12 protein-coding genes and 1 pseudogene are annotated in these 17457 nt (G+C 58.0%); 4 read left to right on the forward strand and 9 right to left on the reverse strand.

Annotated elements, in window-relative coordinates:
- Window positions 1–101 precede the first annotated feature (101 nt).
- Window positions 102–1688 carry a methyl-accepting chemotaxis protein gene (locus HA51_RS07055; protein WP_084933732.1) on the forward strand — a complete coding sequence of 529 codons (1587 nt, stop codon included), beginning with the start codon at window positions 102–104 and terminating at the stop codon, window positions 1686–1688.
- A 122-nt stretch (window positions 1689–1810) separates the two neighbouring features.
- On the opposite strand, the gene urtE is transcribed toward HA51_RS07055, so the two are convergent.
- The 8 genes and pseudogenes from urtE to atzF form a co-directional block, all read right to left on the reverse strand.
- Entirely contained in the window at window positions 1811–2509 is a 699-nt protein-coding gene (gene urtE, locus HA51_RS07060) for an urea ABC transporter ATP-binding subunit UrtE (protein ID WP_084933734.1), read from the reverse strand.
- 1 nt (window position 2510) lies between these two features.
- The gene (gene urtD / locus HA51_RS07065) at window positions 2511–3302 is read right to left on the reverse strand and encodes an urea ABC transporter ATP-binding protein UrtD (protein WP_084933739.1); all 792 of its coding nucleotides are present in this window, start codon (window positions 3300–3302) and stop codon (window positions 2511–2513) included.
- Window positions 3295–4370: pseudogene (urtC, locus tag HA51_RS07070) on the reverse strand (urea ABC transporter permease subunit UrtC). Before urtC ends, urtD begins: the two are co-directional and overlap by 8 nt.
- Window positions 4370–5935 carry an urea ABC transporter permease subunit UrtB gene (gene urtB, locus HA51_RS07075; protein ID WP_084933742.1) on the reverse strand — a complete coding sequence of 522 codons (1566 nt, stop codon included), beginning with the start codon at window positions 5933–5935 and terminating at the stop codon, window positions 4370–4372. Before urtB ends, urtC begins: the two are co-directional and overlap by 1 nt.
- Window positions 5936–6231: 296 nt before the next feature.
- On the reverse strand, window positions 6232–7500 hold the full coding sequence (gene urtA / locus HA51_RS07080; RefSeq protein ID WP_084933750.1) for an urea ABC transporter substrate-binding protein: 1269 nt from the start codon (window positions 7498–7500) through the stop codon (window positions 6232–6234).
- Window positions 7501–7528: 28 nt separating this feature from the next.
- Complete coding sequence (locus HA51_RS07085) at window positions 7529–8227, reverse strand: GntR family transcriptional regulator (RefSeq protein ID WP_084933754.1); 699 nt, start codon at window positions 8225–8227, stop codon at window positions 7529–7531.
- 9 nt (window positions 8228–8236) lie between these two features.
- Window positions 8237–11854, reverse strand: a complete 3618-nt coding sequence (gene uca / locus HA51_RS07090; protein WP_084933760.1) for an urea carboxylase — start codon at window positions 11852–11854, stop codon at window positions 8237–8239.
- Window positions 11855–11856: 2 nt separating this feature from the next.
- Window positions 11857–13653 carry an allophanate hydrolase gene (gene atzF / locus HA51_RS07095; protein ID WP_084933929.1) on the reverse strand — a complete coding sequence of 599 codons (1797 nt, stop codon included), beginning with the start codon at window positions 13651–13653 and terminating at the stop codon, window positions 11857–11859.
- A gap of 256 nt (window positions 13654–13909) precedes the next feature.
- Between atzF and sltY the strand changes: the two genes are divergently transcribed.
- Both sltY and trpR read left to right on the forward strand, forming a co-directional pair.
- Complete coding sequence (gene sltY / locus HA51_RS07100; RefSeq protein ID WP_084933764.1) at window positions 13910–15829, forward strand: murein transglycosylase; 1920 nt, start codon at window positions 13910–13912, stop codon at window positions 15827–15829.
- A 44-nt stretch (window positions 15830–15873) separates the two neighbouring features.
- Window positions 15874–16197, forward strand: coding sequence for a trp operon repressor (gene trpR, locus HA51_RS07105; protein WP_084933772.1), 324 nt, complete (start codon window positions 15874–15876; stop codon window positions 16195–16197).
- Here trpR and yjjX read toward each other — a convergent pair whose 3' ends face one another.
- The gene (gene yjjX, locus HA51_RS07110; RefSeq protein WP_084933776.1) at window positions 16198–16716 is read right to left on the reverse strand and encodes an inosine/xanthosine triphosphatase; all 519 of its coding nucleotides are present in this window, start codon (window positions 16714–16716) and stop codon (window positions 16198–16200) included.
- A gap of 51 nt (window positions 16717–16767) precedes the next feature.
- Between yjjX and gpmB the strand changes: the two genes are divergently transcribed.
- Window positions 16768–17415, forward strand: coding sequence for a 2,3-diphosphoglycerate-dependent phosphoglycerate mutase GpmB (gpmB, locus tag HA51_RS07115; RefSeq protein ID WP_084933780.1), 648 nt, complete (start codon window positions 16768–16770; stop codon window positions 17413–17415).
- The last annotated feature ends 42 nt before the right edge of the window (window positions 17416–17457 follow it).

Below are 17457 nucleotides of genomic sequence, written 5' to 3' on the forward strand. Positions count from 1 at the left end.
TCTCCTCGCCAATCGTATAAAGCTCATTGCCCTGTTGGACGATAACCCCTGTGACATTCGTCACATTGGTTCTCCTTTCTTTATCATCAGGGTTCAGATTTATGAAGCTCAACCAGTTTAAAATTGGCCAGCGGCTGGGGTTTCTCGCCACGTTGCTGCTGTTCGCTACGTTGTTGATGGGACTGCACGGACTGCAAGTCAATATGCAGGCGCTGGAAAACAATCAGGATGTGATGGCACGCGAAGTGCTGATTGCTGACAGCATCGACACCGCGCGCAGTGCGCAGGTGCAGTTCAAGATACAAGTACAGGAGTGGAAAAATACCCTGTTGCGCGGTACCCAAGGGCAGGAGACCTTCGATAAGTACAAAAAGGCGTTTTTGAAAGAGAGCCAGCAAACCCAAGCGCTGCTGAGCAAACTGAGTCAGATCCAGACGTCGCTGGGCTTGCCGAATGCACCGGTTGAACAGGCACGCGCCGTTCATGCCGGGCTAGAGAGTAAGTACCTGGCGGCACTGGAAAACTACAGTATCAGCGATAGCAATAGTGCGAATCGGGTGGACCATCTGGTTACGGGTATTGACCGCGCACCGACGCAGCAAATCGATGATCTGGTGGCTGCCACGCTAAAACGCGCGCAGCAGATGCATCAAGAGATCGAAGCCAATAACCTCGCGCATTACCAGAAAACCCGCCTGCTACTGCTGATTGCGATGGGCTGTATTTTGCTGGTCGGCGTGTGCATTACGGCCTGGCTGGTGCAGAGCATCACGCGTCCGCTTAAGCAGGCGATCAACGTGGCGAAAACCGTAGCTGCGGGGGATCTGCGCGCCCACATTGAAGTCTCAGGACGCGACGAAACCGCACAGTTGATGGCAGCGCTGCGTGATATGAACCATAACCTGACGCGTATTGTGACCGGCGTGCGTTCGGGGACTGAGGCAATAGCCGATACCACCGATCAGGTCGCACACGGCAGCCGCGAGTTGTCGGCGCGCAACGAAGCGCAGGCCAGTGCGTTGGAACAGACAGCTGCCTCTATGGAGCAGCTGACCTCGGTGGTGAAAAACAATGCCGAGAACGCACGTCATGCCAGTGATATCGCACGTGATACCCGCCAGCGTGCCGGAGATGGCGGTGAAGTGGTGGAAAAAGTGGTGGTGGCGATGGGCGAAATTCATCAGTTCTCACGTGAGATCAATGAGATTGTCACGGTGATTGATGGTATCGCTTTCCAGACCAATATTCTGGCACTTAACGCGGCGGTGGAAGCGGCGCGTGCGGGTAATGATGGCCGTGGCTTTGCGGTGGTGGCGTCGGAAGTGCGTGCGCTGGCACAGCGATCGGCTTCCGCAGCGCGTGACATTCGTGGTTTGACCGATCGTTCAGTGAGTTTGATTGCGCAGGGCAACACGCTGGTGAAAGGCGCGGGCTCGTCCATGCAGGAGATTGTTGAGAGCGTTAAGCAGCTGTGTGAGCTGATGGAGAACATCTCCTCCGCCAGCGCAGAACAGAGCGTGGGTATCGAGCAGGTGAATCTGGCGGTGACGCACATGGATGCCGCAACGCAGCAAAACGCCACGCTGTCGCAGCAGTCAGCTCAGTCGGCACGCGCGCTGAATCAGCAGGTTGGTTCGCTGGTGGAGAATATCAGCGTGTTCCAGTTGGATAACGAGCCAGCGCGTTAATTATCAACCGCACGAATACGTAGCGGCGCGATTCATCGCGCGATGTTGACCTTGCCTGATGTGGCATCGCGCCCATCCAAGCAATGCGCAATAAATTGCGCGGCTACGGCATGTGCATGCCTTTAAATCGCCACCAAGCCACGCACGCCTTCTGCTTCCATATTCGCGCCCGCGCCGCGCTGCACGATCTCACCGCGCGACATCACCAGATATTGATCCGCCAACTCCGCCGCAAAATCGTAAAACTGCTCCACCAGCAGGATCGCCATATCACCGCGCTGGGCTAACTGACGGATCACTGCGCCGATCTCCTTGATCACCGACGGCTGGATCCCTTCGGTCGGCTCGTCAAGGATCAACAGCTGCGGCTTACAGGCCAACGCACGGCCGATCGCTAGCTGCTGCTGTTGCCCGCCGGACAGATCGCCGCCGCGGCGGGCTTTCATTTCGCGCAGTACCGGGAACAGCTGGTAGATCTCTTCGGGCACGGATTTGGCCTGAGATCCAGAGAAGCGCGCCAGACCCATCAACAGATTTTCTTCCACCGTCAGACGAGGGAAGATTTCACGACCCTGCGGCACATAGGCAATGCCCGCCTGCACACGCTGGTGGGGTTTACGGCTGTTGATCACCTTATCCTGCCAGCGAATCTCGCCGGATTTGGCGGGAATCAGGCCCATCAGGCATTTCAGCAGCGTGGTTTTGCCCACGCCGTTACGTCCCAGCAGACAGGTGATCTCGCCTGGTTTCGTCTCAAACGAAAGACCGCGCAGAATATGGCTACCACCGTAATACTGATTCAATTCGGATACTTGCAGCATCTTAGCGCCCCAGATAAACATCGATGACCCGATCGTCCGCCTGTACTTGGCGTAACGATCCCTCAGCCAGTACCTGGCCCTGATGCAGCACCGTGACGTGATCGGCAATGGTCTCGACAAAACCCATGTCGTGTTCCACCACCATCAGCGAATGCTTGCCCGCCAGACTGCGGAACAGCTCGGCGGTATATTCGGTTTCCGCATCGGTCATACCCGCCGCCGGTTCGTCGAGCAGCAAGAGATGCGGGTCCTGTACTAACAACATACCGATTTCGAGAAACTGCTTCTGTCCGTGTGACAGCAGTCCGGCTTTGCGCTGGCGTTCACCGCCGAGACGCAGCAGTTTTAACACCTCATCGATGCGATCCTGCTGTTCGCCGTTGAGTCGCGCGCGCAGGCTGGCCCACACCGACTTGTCATTTTTCAGCGCAATCTCCAGATTTTCGGACACCGTTAAGGCTTCAAACACCGTGGGTTTCTGGAACTTGCGACCGATGCCGGCCCGCGCGATCTCCACCGGCGACATGCGGGTCAGATCGGTGTCCTGGTCATAGATCACTTGCCCGTTGTCGGGACGGGTTTTGCCGGTGATCACATCCATCAGCGTGGTTTTGCCCGCGCCGTTGGGACCGATCACACAACGTAATTCTCCAACGCCGATCTTCAGTGAAAGATCGGTGAGCGCGCGGAAGCCATCGAATGAGACGTTGATCTTCTCCAGCTGCAGCACCGGATCGCTCTGATCGCGGTGACGGTCTGCCGGGTGGGGTTGGGTAAACAGTTGCTCAGTCATCACGCCTCCGGCGCAGCAGGCCAATCACACCACGCGGCAGGAACAGCGTGACGAGGATAAACATCAGGCCAAGGAAGAACAGCCAGTATTCGGGGAAGGCTACGGTGAACCAGCTTTTGGCACCATTCACAATCGCAGCGCCTAAAAGTGGACCAATTAAGGTGCCGCGCCCGCCTAGCGCCACCCAAATGGCAGCTCAATCGAGTTGGTCGGCGACATTTCACTGGGGTTAATAATGCCAACCTGCGGCACATACAGCGCGCCAGCCAAACCACACAGCACCGCCGACAGCGTCCAGACAAACAGCTTGAAGCCTTTGGGGTCATAACCGATAAACATCAGGCGGTTCTCCGCATCACGCACCGCGGTGAGCACCCGACCAAACTTACTGCGCGCCAGCGCGAAGCCAATCCCCAGACTGATCAGCAGCAACAGTACGGTGGCGATAAACAGTCCAATGCGCGTGCCGGTGGCGGTGACGTTGAAGCCCAGCAAAGTGGTGAAGCCGGTAAAGCCGTTGTTGCCGCCAAAGCCGGTTTCATTACGGAAAAACAGCAGCATGCCCGCGTAGGTCAGCGCTTGCGTCATGATCGAGAAATAGACGCCTTTGATCTTTGAGCGGAAGGCGAAGAAGCCAAACACCAGCGCCAGCAAACCGGGCACCAGCATGATCAGACACAGCGCCCAGGCAAAATGTTGGGTGCCGGCCCAGAACCACGGCAGTTCGTTCCATGAGAGGAACGACATAAAGGCCGGTAAGCCCTCGCCGGATGCCTGACGCATGAGGTACATGCCCATGGCGTAGCCGCCCAGCGCAAAGAACAGACCATGTCCGAGTGATAACAACCCGGCATAGCCCCACACCAAATCTAATGCCACGGCGACGACGGCGTAGCAGAGAATTTTGCCCACCAGTGTCAGCGTGTAGGTGGAGATCGCCAGTGGATGCGTCGCCGGTAACAGGGCACAGAAAGGCAGCACCAACAGCAGGGCGGTAATCACGATGCCGAGGCTGATGCTGAGACACGGTGCTTTGCGCGTCAGGGTTAAGGTTAGGGGTTGGCTCATTAGTCTATTACCCTCCCTTTGAAGGCAAACAGGCCCTGTGGACGTTTCTGAATGAACAAGATGATCAGCACCAGGATGAGGATTTTACCCAGCACCGCACCAATCTGCGGTTCCAGCACTTTATTGAGGATGCCCAGTCCGAAGGCGGCAACCACGGTGCCTGCCAGCTGACCGACGCCACCGAGCACCACCACCAGGAAGGAGTCGATGATGTAACCCTGTCCCAGTTCTGGTCCAACGTTACCGAGTTGCGACAGCGCCACGCCGCCCAGTCCGGCAATGCCAGAACCCAGACCAAATGCCAGCATATCGATGCGCCCGGTTGGCACGCCGCAGCAATCGGCCATGGCGCGATTTTGTGTTACGGCGCGCACGCTCAGGCCTAAACGCGTTTTATTGAGCAGTAGCCAGGTCAGGCCCAGCACGGCAAACACAAACAGAATCACCGCAATACGGTTGTACGGCAGTACCAGATTGGGCAGCACTTGCCAGCCGCCAGAGAGCCAGCTCGGGTTAGCCACTTCCAGGTTCTGCGCACCAAACAGCATACGCACCAGTTGAATGAGCATCAGGCTGATGCCCCAGGTGGCGAGCAGCGTTTCCAGTGGTCGCCCGTATAAATGGCGAATGATGGTGCGCTCCAGCAACATGCCTATACCGGCAGTGACCAGAAATGCCACCGGCAGCGCCAACAGCGGATACCATGCCAGCCACTGTGGCGCGAACTGCTGGAAAAGGTTCTGCACGAACCAAGTGGCGTAAGCGCCCAGCATCAACATCTCGCCGTGCGCCATGTTGATCACGCCGAGCAGGCCGTAAGTGATCGCCAGACCCAGCGCAGCCAGCAGCAGGATCGAGCCAAGAGAGAGGCCGGTAAAGGCTTGGCCAAACAGGTCGCCCCACATCAGGCGATGTTTGATCTGTTGTAGGCTGGCGACGGCAGCGGCGCGCACCTGCGCATCGGGTTCATTGCTGGCCTGCGTGAGGTGATTGAGGCTGGCCTGCATATTGGGATCGCTGGACTCCCCGAGTAAGGTGACGGCTTTAAGACGCACGGCGGCATCCGGACTGGCAAGTTGCAGGTTGGCGGCGGCCATGGTGAGTACGGCGTGCACCTGCGAGTCCTTCTCTACCGTGAGGCGCTGTTCGATCAGCGGCAACTGGTCAGCCGCACCGTCATTTTGCAACTGTTGCGCGGCGCGCAGGCGGAGAGCTGGATCGTCGCTCACTAACTGGTGGGCAGCAAGGGCGCTGGCGATTAACACGCGCAGTCGGTTGTTCATAAACAGCTTTTTAGTTTCACCCGTCGGCTGTTGCGCGCTGTCCAGCGGGATGAGTTTGTCACCCTGCTTGCTGAACGGCTGTTTGTTCTGGTCGATGACCATGCTTTCGTTGCGCAGTGCCTGTAACAGCGGCAAGCGGCTGGCATGCGGTGCAGCGGCCCATTGCTGCAGCAAGGTCGCCTGATCAGTGCGGCTGGCGGCAGTGAAATCAGCGCCATCGCCCGCTTGGGCGAGCCACGGCAGGAGCAGCAGCAGACAGCAAAGATAACGGCGGAGGGTCATGGTTATCGTCCTGTTGACGGTGGTGCAGCGTTGAAAACGGTCGCCATGAATGACGACCCTACGTTGTCCGAGCTAGGTTTGCAGGGCCGCCATGAATGACGCCCCTACATTGTCCGAGCTAAGTTTGCAGGGCCGCCATGAATGACGCCCCTAAACTGTCCGGTGCGTTTTTCGTAGGGTACGCATTCATGCGTACCGGATTAAATACGCACTCATTCATTGGCTTGAGTGAGCGCCTTTACGCCATGAATGACGACCCTACGTTGTCCAAGCGAGGTCTGTGGGCGACCACGGCATTACTTCGTCGATTTCACCGGATAATCAGGCTTCTTATCATTACCGGCGATGTACGGGCTCCATGGCTGGGCACGCACCGTTTTATCGGTCTGCCACACCACGTTGAACTGGCCGTTATCTTCTACTTCACCGATCATCACCGGCTTGTGCAGATGGTGGTTGGTGTTATCCATGGTCAGCGTAAAACCGTCCGGCGCTTTAAAGGTTTGTCCGGCCATCGCTGCACGCACTTTGTCCACATCGGTGGTGCCGGCTTTTTCTACCGCCTGCGCCCACATATGAATGCCAACATAGGTCGCCTCCATCGGATCGTTGGTCACCACGGTGTTGGCGTTCGGTAGGTTGTGCGCTTTAGCGTAGGCACGGTAATCCGCGACAAACTTGGCGTTGGTTGGATTATCCACCGACTCAAAGTAGTTCCATGCCGCCAGTTGGCCGACCAGCGGTTTGGTATCAATCCCGCGTAGTTCTTCCTCGCCGACAGAGAAGGCGATCACCGGAATATCCGTGGCTTTGATGCCCTGGTTCGCCAGCTCTTTGTAGAACGGCACGTTGGAGTCACCGTTGATGGTGGAAATCACTGCGGTTTTGCCACCGGCGGAGAACTTCTTGATGTTAGAAACGATGGTCTGGTAATCGCTGTAACCAAACGGCGTATACACTTCTTCGATGTCTTTATCCTGAATGCCTTTGGTGTGCAGGAAGGCGCGCAGGATTTTGTTGGTGGTACGTGGATAGACGTAATCGGTACCCAGCAGGAAGAAGCGTTTGGCGCTGCCGCCGTCTTCGCTCATCAGGTACTCCACCGCCGGAATTGCCTGTTGGTTCGGCGCGGCGCCGGTGTAGAACACGTTCGGTGACATCTCTTCGCCTTCATACTGCACCGGATAGAACAGCAGGCCGTTGAGCTCTTCAAACACCGGCAATACTGACTTACGCGACACCGAAGTCCAGCAGCCGAATACCGCTGCGACTTTATCCTGCGTCAACAGCTGACGCGCTTTCTCAGCGAACAGCGGCCAGTTTGAGGCCGGATCCACTACCACTGGCTCCAGCTTTTTGCCCAGCACGCCGCCTTTGGCGTTGATCTCATCAATGGTCATCAGGGCCACGTCTTTCAGCGGCGTCTCGGAGATCGCCATGGTGCCGGAAAGTGACGACATGATGCCGACTTTAATGGTATCAGCGGCCTGGGCACCAAAGGTAAAGCCCAAACTCGCCACGGTGGCGGAGAGCGCAAAAGCTTTTAGCAACGAACGTCTTTTCATCGTTAACCCTCTACATGTATTGGTATTGTTATTCAATGGGTTGGAGCCGGGCCTGCTGTAACATATGCAATGTGATCTTTCTGACCTCTGCCTTACTGACGGCGATGTGGTCGGTTAAAATGTGCTGTGCCTCCTCGGTGTGTTGCTGGAAAATCGCCCGTAAAATCTGAGCGTGTTCGCGGTATGTCGCATCCACCCGGTCGTCACGCGTAAAGTCGAGACGGCGGATAATGCGGATCTTTTCGGTCAGTTCGGCGTGAATGCGCGCCATTTCCTGATTGCCAGCAGCGGCCACCAGCGCCATGTGAAAGGCTTCGTCGTGCGCTGACACCGCTTTGCCATCCTCCAGGCGAGGCGCATCGATCCAGAAGCTTTTCAATTCAGTCAGGATCTCCGCACAGGCCAGCGGTGGCAGCGCGCACAAGCGGCGCACCGCTTCGCGCTCCAACACGGTGCGGAAGTCGTACAGCTCTTCGAAGTATTCGAAGTCGAACGGCTTTACCTGCCAGCCACTGCGAAACCACACGTCGACATAGCCCTCGCGCTCCAGCCAGAACAGCGCCTGACGCACCGGCGTGCGGCTCACTTCTAGCCGATCGGCGATTTCGTTTTCGCTAAAGCGGTCACCGGGCATGAGACGGAACTCAAAAATGTCCTGTTTCAATGCCTGATAAACCTTCTCCGCCAGCGCTTCCGGACGGCCTTTGCTACGTGGGCTTTGATTCATGCGTGCTCCTTATTCCAGCCACAGCAGGGTGTCGCCGGGACTCACCGGACGTCCTGCCTGGCAGGCAATGCGTTTTACCTGACCTGCCTGCGGCGCGACAATCGCCAGTTCCATCTTCATTGCTTCAACGATAATCAGCGTCTGACCGGCTTCTACTGCGTCACCCGGCTGCACCAGCACTTTCCAGATGTTGCCGTTCATATCGGCGCACACCGCCAGCGCATCCTCATCGGCTTCTGCCACCACCAACGTCTCTTCACTGGTCAGCGGCGCGTTTTGTTCTTCCTGCGCCCACAGCGTGACTTCCTGCTCAAAGGCGGCTGCCTGGCGCTGACGGAAGGTGGCAATGGAGTCGGCGTGTTCCGCGAGGAACTGCTGATGGGCGGCGAAATCAAACAGCGTCTCTTCGATACGCACCTTGGCGCGGCCTTCACGGAAGTCATCACGCAGTAGGGTGAGTTCATCTTCCGTCACCGGATAGAAGCGCACCTGATCGAAGAAGTGCAGCAGCCACGGCTCATCCGCCGCGAACTGATCGTTTTTGAGGAATTTGTTCCAGATCGGCAGCGTGCGGCCCACCAGCTGATAACCGCCGGGGGAATCCATGCCGTAGATGCACATGTACATGCCGCCAATGCCGACTGTGCCCTCGGCGGTGAAGGTACGTGCCGGGCTGTATTTGGAACTGAGCAGGCGATGGCGCGGATCGATGGGCACCGCACAAGGTGCACCGAGATAGACATCGCCCAGACCGAGGATCAGATAGCTGGCGTCGAAGATCGTGTCGCGTACCGCTTCACGACTCTCCAGACCGTTGATGCGCTGGATAAAATCGACGTTGTTGGGCAGCCATGGCGCAGTGGCTCGCACGGTTTCCTGGTAACGTTCAACGGCACCCAGCGTGGCGCTGTCTTCGAACGCCATTGGCATCCAGACAATGCGTGACGGCACTTTTAACTGGCTGACATCGCCCAATCCGGCTTCCAGTTCCAGCAGCAGAGCCATCAGCTGTTTTTGGCTGAGGATCAGGCTGTCATAGCGCACCTGCAATGAACGCACGCCGGGCGATAACTCTTCTACGCCGGGCACCGCGCGTTCGCGTAGCGCATTCATCAACAGGTGCACACGCAGACGCAGCGCCAGATCCAGCACGTTATCGCCATACTCAATCAGCACATATTTGTCACCGGCCTGGCGATACACCGCCGCAGGTGTGGCAGCCGTAGCAGGTAAGGCGGCGAGCAAGGTGGCAGAGCCAATATCGCTGGCGGCCAGTGATGGCATCTCGAAGGCTGGCGCATGGGTGCTGCGCAGGGTTTCCACGCTGTGCGCCTGGGCTTTCTCCAGCGCCACTGCTTCGTCAGCACAGATCGGATGGAAGCGAATGCTGTCGCCTGGTTTCACCTGGCCGACTTTCCACAATTCCGCTTTTGCAATCGTCACCGGACAGACGAAGCCACCGAGGCTTGGGCCGTCATGGGTGAGGATCACCGGGAAGTCACCGGTGAAGTTCACCGCGCCAATCGCGTATTCGCAGTCGTGGACGTTAGAAGGGTGCAGCCCGGCTTCGCCGCCGTTGGCGCGCGTCCAGGTCGGTTTGGGTCCCACTAAGCGCACGCCGAGGCGGTTGGAGTTGTAGTGCACCTGCCAGTCGCTGGCGAAGAACTCGTCGATGGCAGCCTGAGTAAAGAAGTCCGGCGCGCCGTGCGGGCCATACAGCACGCCGATGCGCCACTCGGTGCCATAGTGCGGCACCAGCGCATGATCCAGCGCTTGTGGCTCACTGACCGGCGCGGGCGTGGTGCAGGCAGCTAGCAGTGGCTGCGAGATCGGCAGCATATCGGCGACGCGCAGGGTACGTCCGGCATGACCACCAAACTGGCCGAGCGAGAAGGTCGAACGGCTGCCAAGGTATTCCGGTACATCGAAACCGTTGCGCACCGCTAAATAGGTGCGACATCCACTCTGGGCGCGGCCTAACGTTAGCGTCTGGCCTGCTTTCACGCTGACTGGCTGCCAGTAATCGAGGCTTGCGCCATCCAGTTCGGCCGGGCAATCGGCCCCGGTCAGCGCAATCACCGCATCGTTGTGGAAGCGCAACGTTGGCCCTTGCAGCGTAAACTCCAGCCCGGCGGCGCTGTCGTGGTTACCCACAATGCGGTTAGCGAGGCGGAAGGCGTAATCATCCATTGGCCCTGAAGGCGGCACGCCGATATCCCAATAGCCAAGGCGGCCAGGGAAATCCTGAATGCTGCTGAAGGTGCCCGGATGCAGCACTTCAATCACGCTGGCAGACGGGGTGAAGCTGTCGAGGAAACGCGTCCAGACTTGGCCGCTGCTGAACGCTTCGGTGGCAACAATCTGGCGCAGATAATCGAGGTTGGTTGCGATACCGTGCAGCTGCGTGGCATCGAGCGCCTGCTGCATTTTCGCCAGCGCCGCTTCGCGCGTGTCCGCATGAACGATCAGTTTGGCGATCATCGGATCGTAGAACGCTGAGACTTCGGTACCGGTATCGATCCAGCCGTCTACGCGCACGTCATCCGGGAAACAGACGCCGGTCAGCGTGCCGGGGCTCGGCTGGAAGTTTTTCAGCGGGTCTTCGGCGTAGATACGCACTTCGATCGAGGCACCTTTAGGTGCCTGTTGCAGACGCGCCCAGTCAATGACATCACCTGCGGCGACTTTCAGCATGCACTCGACCAGATCAAGCCCGGTCACGCACTCCGTTACGGGATGTTCCACCTGCAAGCGGGTGTTCACTTCGAGGAAGTAGAAGGCATCCTTTGCCGCGTCGTAGATGTATTCCACGGTGCCGGCACTGCGGTAATTCACTAATTCACCGAGACGCACGGCAGATGACAGCAGCGCTTCACGCGTGGCCTGTGGCAGATTCGGTGCCGGGGTTTCTTCCACCACTTTCTGGTTGCGACGCTGGAGTGAACAGTCACGCTCACCGAGGGCAATCACCTTGCCGGTGCCATCGCCAAAAATCTGCACTTCGACGTGGCGCGCGCGGTCAATAAAGCGCTCCAGGAACACGCCGGCATCACTGAAAAATTGTTCGCCGAGACGGCGCACGCTTTCCCACGCATTGCGCAACGTATCGGCGTCGTCACAGCGGGTTAAACCAATGCCGCCGCCGCCCGCCGTGCTTTTCAGCATCACCGGATAACCAATGCTTTCTGCGGCACTGAGTGCCTCTTCCAGTGAATTGAGCAGCGGCGTGCCGGGTGTCATCGGCACACCTGCGCTGGCGGCCAGTTCACGCGCGCGGTGTTTCAGGCCAAATTCGCCAATCTGCTGTGCCGTCGGGCCGACAAACGCAATGCCCGCCTCTTCACAGGCGGCGGCAAACGGCAGGCTCTCGGAGAGGAAACCGTAGCCCGGCCAGATAGCTTCCGCGCCGGTCTCTTTGGCCGCGGCCAGAATTTTATCGATGCGCATATAGCTATCGCTGGCTTTATCGCCACCAAGGGCAACCGCCACATCGGCTTCTTTGACATGGCGCGCGTTGCGGTCGGCATCGGAGTAAACGGCGACACTTTTCACGCCAAGGCGTTTCAGGGTGCGAATCGCGCGGCAGGCAATTTCGCCACGGTTAGCGATCAGTACGGTGCTGAACATGGTTATTTACTCCCCTGAGAGGCCAGCCAGTTACGCCAGCCGCCGAATTCGGTAATTTCCAGTGCCTGCGACAGCACCGCCGGTTCACAGATAAAGCCTTTCACTACCCGACCATCGGCCAGCGTCAGTGAGCCAATACCGAGCGGTGCCGGGATTTCAGCCACGAACTCACCAAAGCGCGCCAGCGGGATATCCCACAGCTCTACGGTGATGGCTGAGCCGCTGTCGCCACGCAGCAGGCCCGGTTTTTTAATCGGGCCATCAAGCAGGGCGAACAGACGGTAGTGGCTGGCGGTCTGTGTTTCTTCCACCAGCACCGCACTGCGGGTGGTGAGCTGGAAATTCAGCGGCATGCCGGTGAGATGCGCGCCGACCACCGCCACGCGCACGTGATCGGCGGAGAGCGGGAATGCGGTGTGTTGCGTCGGCTGCGTTTTGCCGGTGGCGCCTAACGCCAGTGCCATCTGCTGCTGCCACTTGATGCCGAAGCCTGCCAGTGCGCGATCCTGCCAGGCAGGCGCAATCAGCGTGATGCCCGCAGGCAGGCCATCAGTACGGAATGGGCCAGGCAGCGCCAGTGCGCTGAGATCGGCGAGGTTGGTGAAGTTGGTGTAAGTGCCAAAGTGCGAGTTGTAGTGCACCGGCTCCTGTTTCATCTCTTCAAGCGTATGAATGGTCGGCGAGGTCGGCACCACCACGGCATCGAACTGCGCCAGGGTATGCTGAATTTGGCGCGTTAGCTCAGCGCGCAGGTATTCGGCCTGGTAAGCTTCCACGGCGGTGTATTTCAGGCCGCTGCTGACAATGCCGTACACCACCGGGTCCATCTCTTCCGGGCGGTTGATCATTTCGCCGACCGCCACGGTGCGTTCAGCGACCCATGGGCCGTAATAGAGTTGTTCAGCGAGCTGGTGGAACGCGGTGAAATCGATCGGGTGCAGCGTGGCACCGCCTGCTTGCAGTTGCTCCAGTGCACTCAACCAGGCTGCTTCGGCCTGCTTATCACCATAAAACTCGGGTGAGGCGGGGATCGCGAAGTCTGGCTGTGCTTTTAAGCTGGCAGGCGCGGTGTGTGGGTTACTGCGCGAGTAGGCATCTCCCGCATCGTAACCGCCTGCGGCAGTTGCCACCGCGAAGGCATCTTCCACCGTCAGGGCAAATACCGAGATGGTGTCATTGAGGCGGCAGGCCGGAACGACGCCGCTGGCGGAGAACCAGCCCTTGGTCGGTTTAAGCCCGACGATATTGTTAAAGCCTGCTGGAACGCGACCGGAACCGGCGGTATCGGTGCCCAGAGAGAAGCCCACCAGCCCGCGCGCCAGCACCGAAGCTGAACCCGAGCTGGAACCCCCGCTGACATAGTCGGGATTAAAGGTGTTGCTCACGGCACCAAACGGGGAACGCGTGCCGACTAAACCCGTGGCGTATTGATCGAGGTTGGTTTTGCCGATCACCACCGCACCCGCTGCTTTCAGCTGTGCCACCACAAAGGCATCGGCTTCGGCAGTGTAAGTAAATGCCGGGCAGGCGGCGCTGGTGGGCCAGCCTGCGACATCAATGTTGTCTTTCACCGCAAACGGCACGCCAAACAGCGGCAGCGCAGCGGGATTGCGCAAGTAGCTGGCCAGCAAGGGTTCGATTTGCGCCTGCAATTGTGCGGGCGTCGCCACATACAGCCAAGCGTTATCCTGCTGGTCGATGGCGTCGAGATGCGCCGCCAATAGTGCGGTGATGCACTGCGGGTCCTGCTGGTAGCGGTGTTGCCAATCCTGAAGCGTGTATCCGAAGGTTGCTGCCATGAGTGAATTCCAACTGGTATACAAGATGGAATTCAACAGAGCAAAGCACGTGCCATTTTTATAAGTGAATGAATAGATGTAGCTAATTGATATGCCATAAGTTTTTGTGATGATATTTTGCACAACCACGGCGCAGACGGTGTGCAATCACGGTGCGCCTGCGTAAATTTTGTGAAGAACATGGCAAGAGACCGTTGGCCTGGTTAGCATGAGTTAAGTCTGGCATGAGCTGGATCGCAGCGAAGAGGAGAGCAGAGTGGAGAAGTGGCGTAACTGGATGATAGGGATCTGTCTGGTCAGCACGGCCAGCAGCGTGTGGGCCGACTCGCTGGATCAACAACGACAGCGCTATGCGCAAATCAAACAGGCCTGGGATAACAATCAGATGGACCAGGTCTCGCAGCTGATGCCAACGCTGCAGGATTATCCGCTCTATCCGTATCTGCAATACCGTTTGCTGGCGCAGGATCTCGATCAAGAGACGCCGCTGGCGGTGAAGAACTTTATTCAGCAATACCCGACGCTGCCACCGGCGCGTTCGCTTTCAACCCGCTTCGTCAATGTGCTGGCACATCGTCAGGACTGGCAGGGTGTACTGAGCTTCAGCCCGGATGAACCGAAACCGGTGCAGGCGCGCTGTAACTGGTATTACGCTAAGTGGGCCACCGGCCAGCAGCAGGCGGCATTTGATGGCGCGAAATCGATCTGGCTGCGCGGTTCAGCGCTGCCGAACGACTGCGATCAGCTGTTCTCGGTGTGGCAAGCCTCCGGGCAAATGTCACCGATCACCATCCTCGAACGTATTCGTCTGGCAATGAAAGCCGGGAATGACAGCCTGGTGAATTATCTGGCCAAAACGCTGCCCGTGGATTACCAAACCACCGCCAGCGCGCTGGTGGCGCTGCAGCAGAATCCACAAACCGTCACCACTTTTGCCAGCAGCCTCGGTCCGACCGATTTCACCCGCATGGCCACCAGCTATGCCTTTGCCCGCGTCGCGCGTGAAGACATGGATAACGCGCGCATGATGATCCCGCAGCTGGTGCAGGCGCAGAAAATGAGCCAGGCGGAAGAGCAGGATCTGAAGGAAACCGTGGTGTGGCGCATGATGGGCGCGGACCTGACCTCCGAGCAGGCGCGCTGGCGTGATGCGGTGGTGATGAACAGTGAGTCTACCGCGCTGGTGGAGCGTCGTGTGCGTCTGGCGCTGAGTCAGAACGACCGTCGTGGACTGAACACTTGGATCGCTCGCTTGCCGGTGGAAGCCAAAGAGAAAGATGAATGGCAATACTGGCAGGCTGATTTGCTGATTTCTCAGGGGCGTAAAGACGAGGCCGATGAGATCCTGCGTAAGCTGATGCAGGCACGTGGCTTCTATCCGATGGTAGCGGCACAGCGTCTCGGCGTGGAGTATCCATTGCAGGTCGACCAAGCCCCAGCTGCAGACAGCTCGGTAGTACAGGGACCTGAGCTGGCGCGCGTGCGTGAGCTGATGTATTGGGGGTTGGATAACCTGGCACGCAGCGAGTGGGCCAATCTGATTTCCAGTAAAAGTCATGTGCAGCAGCAGATGCTGGCGCGTTATGCCAATGAACAGGACTGGTGGGATCTCAGCGTGCAGGCCACCATTACCGCAAAAATGTGGGATAGCCTGAAAGAGCGCTTCCCGCTGGCGTGGCGCAATCTGTATCAGCAATACACCAGTGACAAAGGTATTCCGCAGAGCTATGCCATGGCGATCTCCCGTCAGGAAAGTGCGTGGAATCCGAAAGCACGTTCACCGGTCGGTGCCAGTGGTTTGATGCAGGTGATGCCCGGCACGGCCACGCATACTGTGAAGATGTATAACATCCCAGGCTACGTGAACAGCAGCCAGTTGCTGGATCCGCAGACCAATATTCAAATTGGTACGCAGTATTTGGAGTATGTTTATCAGCAGTTCGACCAGAACCGTATCTTCTCCTCGGCAGCTTATAATGCCGGGCCGGGACGGGTTCGCAGTTGGTTGAACAACAGCGGCGGCAAACTGGATGCGGTGGCGTTTATCGAAACCATTCCGTTCTCCGAAACGCGCGGCTACGTGAAAAACGTACTGGCCTATGATGCGTACTACCGTTATTTCATGGGCAAGCCGGATAAGATTCTCGCTGATGGTGAGTGGAATCGTCGTTACTAGCTGTGCTATGCTTCCGTACTCGTCAATGAGTACGGAAGCCCTTCATGAGCCAACCCCTTTCCTCCCAGCCAGATTCGGCTGAGCCTGTTGAAGATAACTGGCTGCGTTTTATCGATTTGATGCAGAACGCTTTCGCGGACGGCGTGTCGTTGCCATTGTTGCAACTGATGATGACGCCCGATGAACGTGAAGCGTTTGGCACACGCCTGCGCATTATCGAAGAGCTGATGAACGGCGACATGAGTCAGCGCGAGCTGAAGAATGAGTTGGGCGTCGGTATCGCCACGATCACGCGGGGTTCTAACAGTCTAAAAGAAGCTCCTCCTGAGCTGAAACGCTGGCTGGAAGCGCGCTTAGGCCGCCATTAACTACTGCTGATACAGTGGATGGGTGAACGGACAGAGTGCCAGAATCAGTGCCTGATGATAGACGCTAGAGCGGCTGAGTAGGCCGTTGGTGAAGGCACCAATGGCTCCGCCTTTCTGCTTGATGTTTTCCACGCCGGTTAAGCGTGCCATCTCGTGACCGAGTTCGTGTCCGGCGGCTAATCCCTCCATGACAATCAATGGCAAGGTGAAGCTGGCGGAGCGTGATTCACCGCGCTGCTGGGCGTTTTCAATCACCATCCATGCAAAGGCACAATCGCCTTCAATGCCAGCTTCAATCGCGACCCAATAGTCAGATTCAGGGCGTTGCTGACGGGCGTTCGCCACGCGGGTACGTGCGCCAGTTCGCGTTTCGACATCGCTTAACGGTTGAGCAGCAACGCCGCTCTCGACCTCGACCCCTTCAATATGGCAGGATCCTTCACCAAAGACGTCGTTGAACGCCTGAGCAATCGCGCGAATTTTTGCCGGGTTGATGGTGGCTGCGACAACGTGGTACATAATTGTTTGAACCCTCAAGGCAAATTTGTCGCAGTATAACGGAAATTAAGCATGCTACAGGTCTATCTTGTTCGTCACGGCGAAACGGTATGGAATGCGGCCCGACGCATTCAAGGGCAGTCCGACAGTCCGCTGACGGAAAAAGGTGAGCAACAGGCTCAGCAAGTCGGTGAACGGATGAAAGCGCAGGGCATCACGCATGTGATTGCCAGCGATTTAGGCCGTACGCGCCGCACCGCAGAGATTATCGCGGATGCCTGCGGTTGTACGGTCACGGTTGATGCACGTTTGCGTGAACTGAATATGGGCTGTCTGGAACAGCGTCCCCTTGATGGCTTAACGCCGGAAGAGGAGAGCTGGCGTAAAACGCTGGTGGATGGCACCGAAGGCGGTCGCATACCGGGCGGTGAATCGATGCTGGAGATGGCGACGCGCATGCATGAAGCGCTGAACGCGTTGCTGGAACTGCCGGCGGGTAGCCGTCCATTGATTGTCAGCCACGGTATGGCGCTGGGTGTGTTGGTTAGTACGCTGCTCGGATTGCCAGCGCATGCCGAACGGCGCTTACGTCTGCGCAACTGCTCTATCTCACGCGTGGATCATCAACAGAGCGCGTGGTTGGCAGCGGGATGGGTGGTCGAGACGGCAGGCGATGTGTCGCATCTGGATGCCCCTGCGCTGGATGAGTTACAGCGTTAATCGTCATCCGGTTTCGGTGCGCATGAATGCGCACCCTAAAAA

This window comes from Pantoea rwandensis (assembly GCF_002095475.1).
Taxonomy (GTDB): Bacteria; Pseudomonadota; Gammaproteobacteria; order Enterobacterales; family Enterobacteriaceae; genus Pantoea; species Pantoea rwandensis.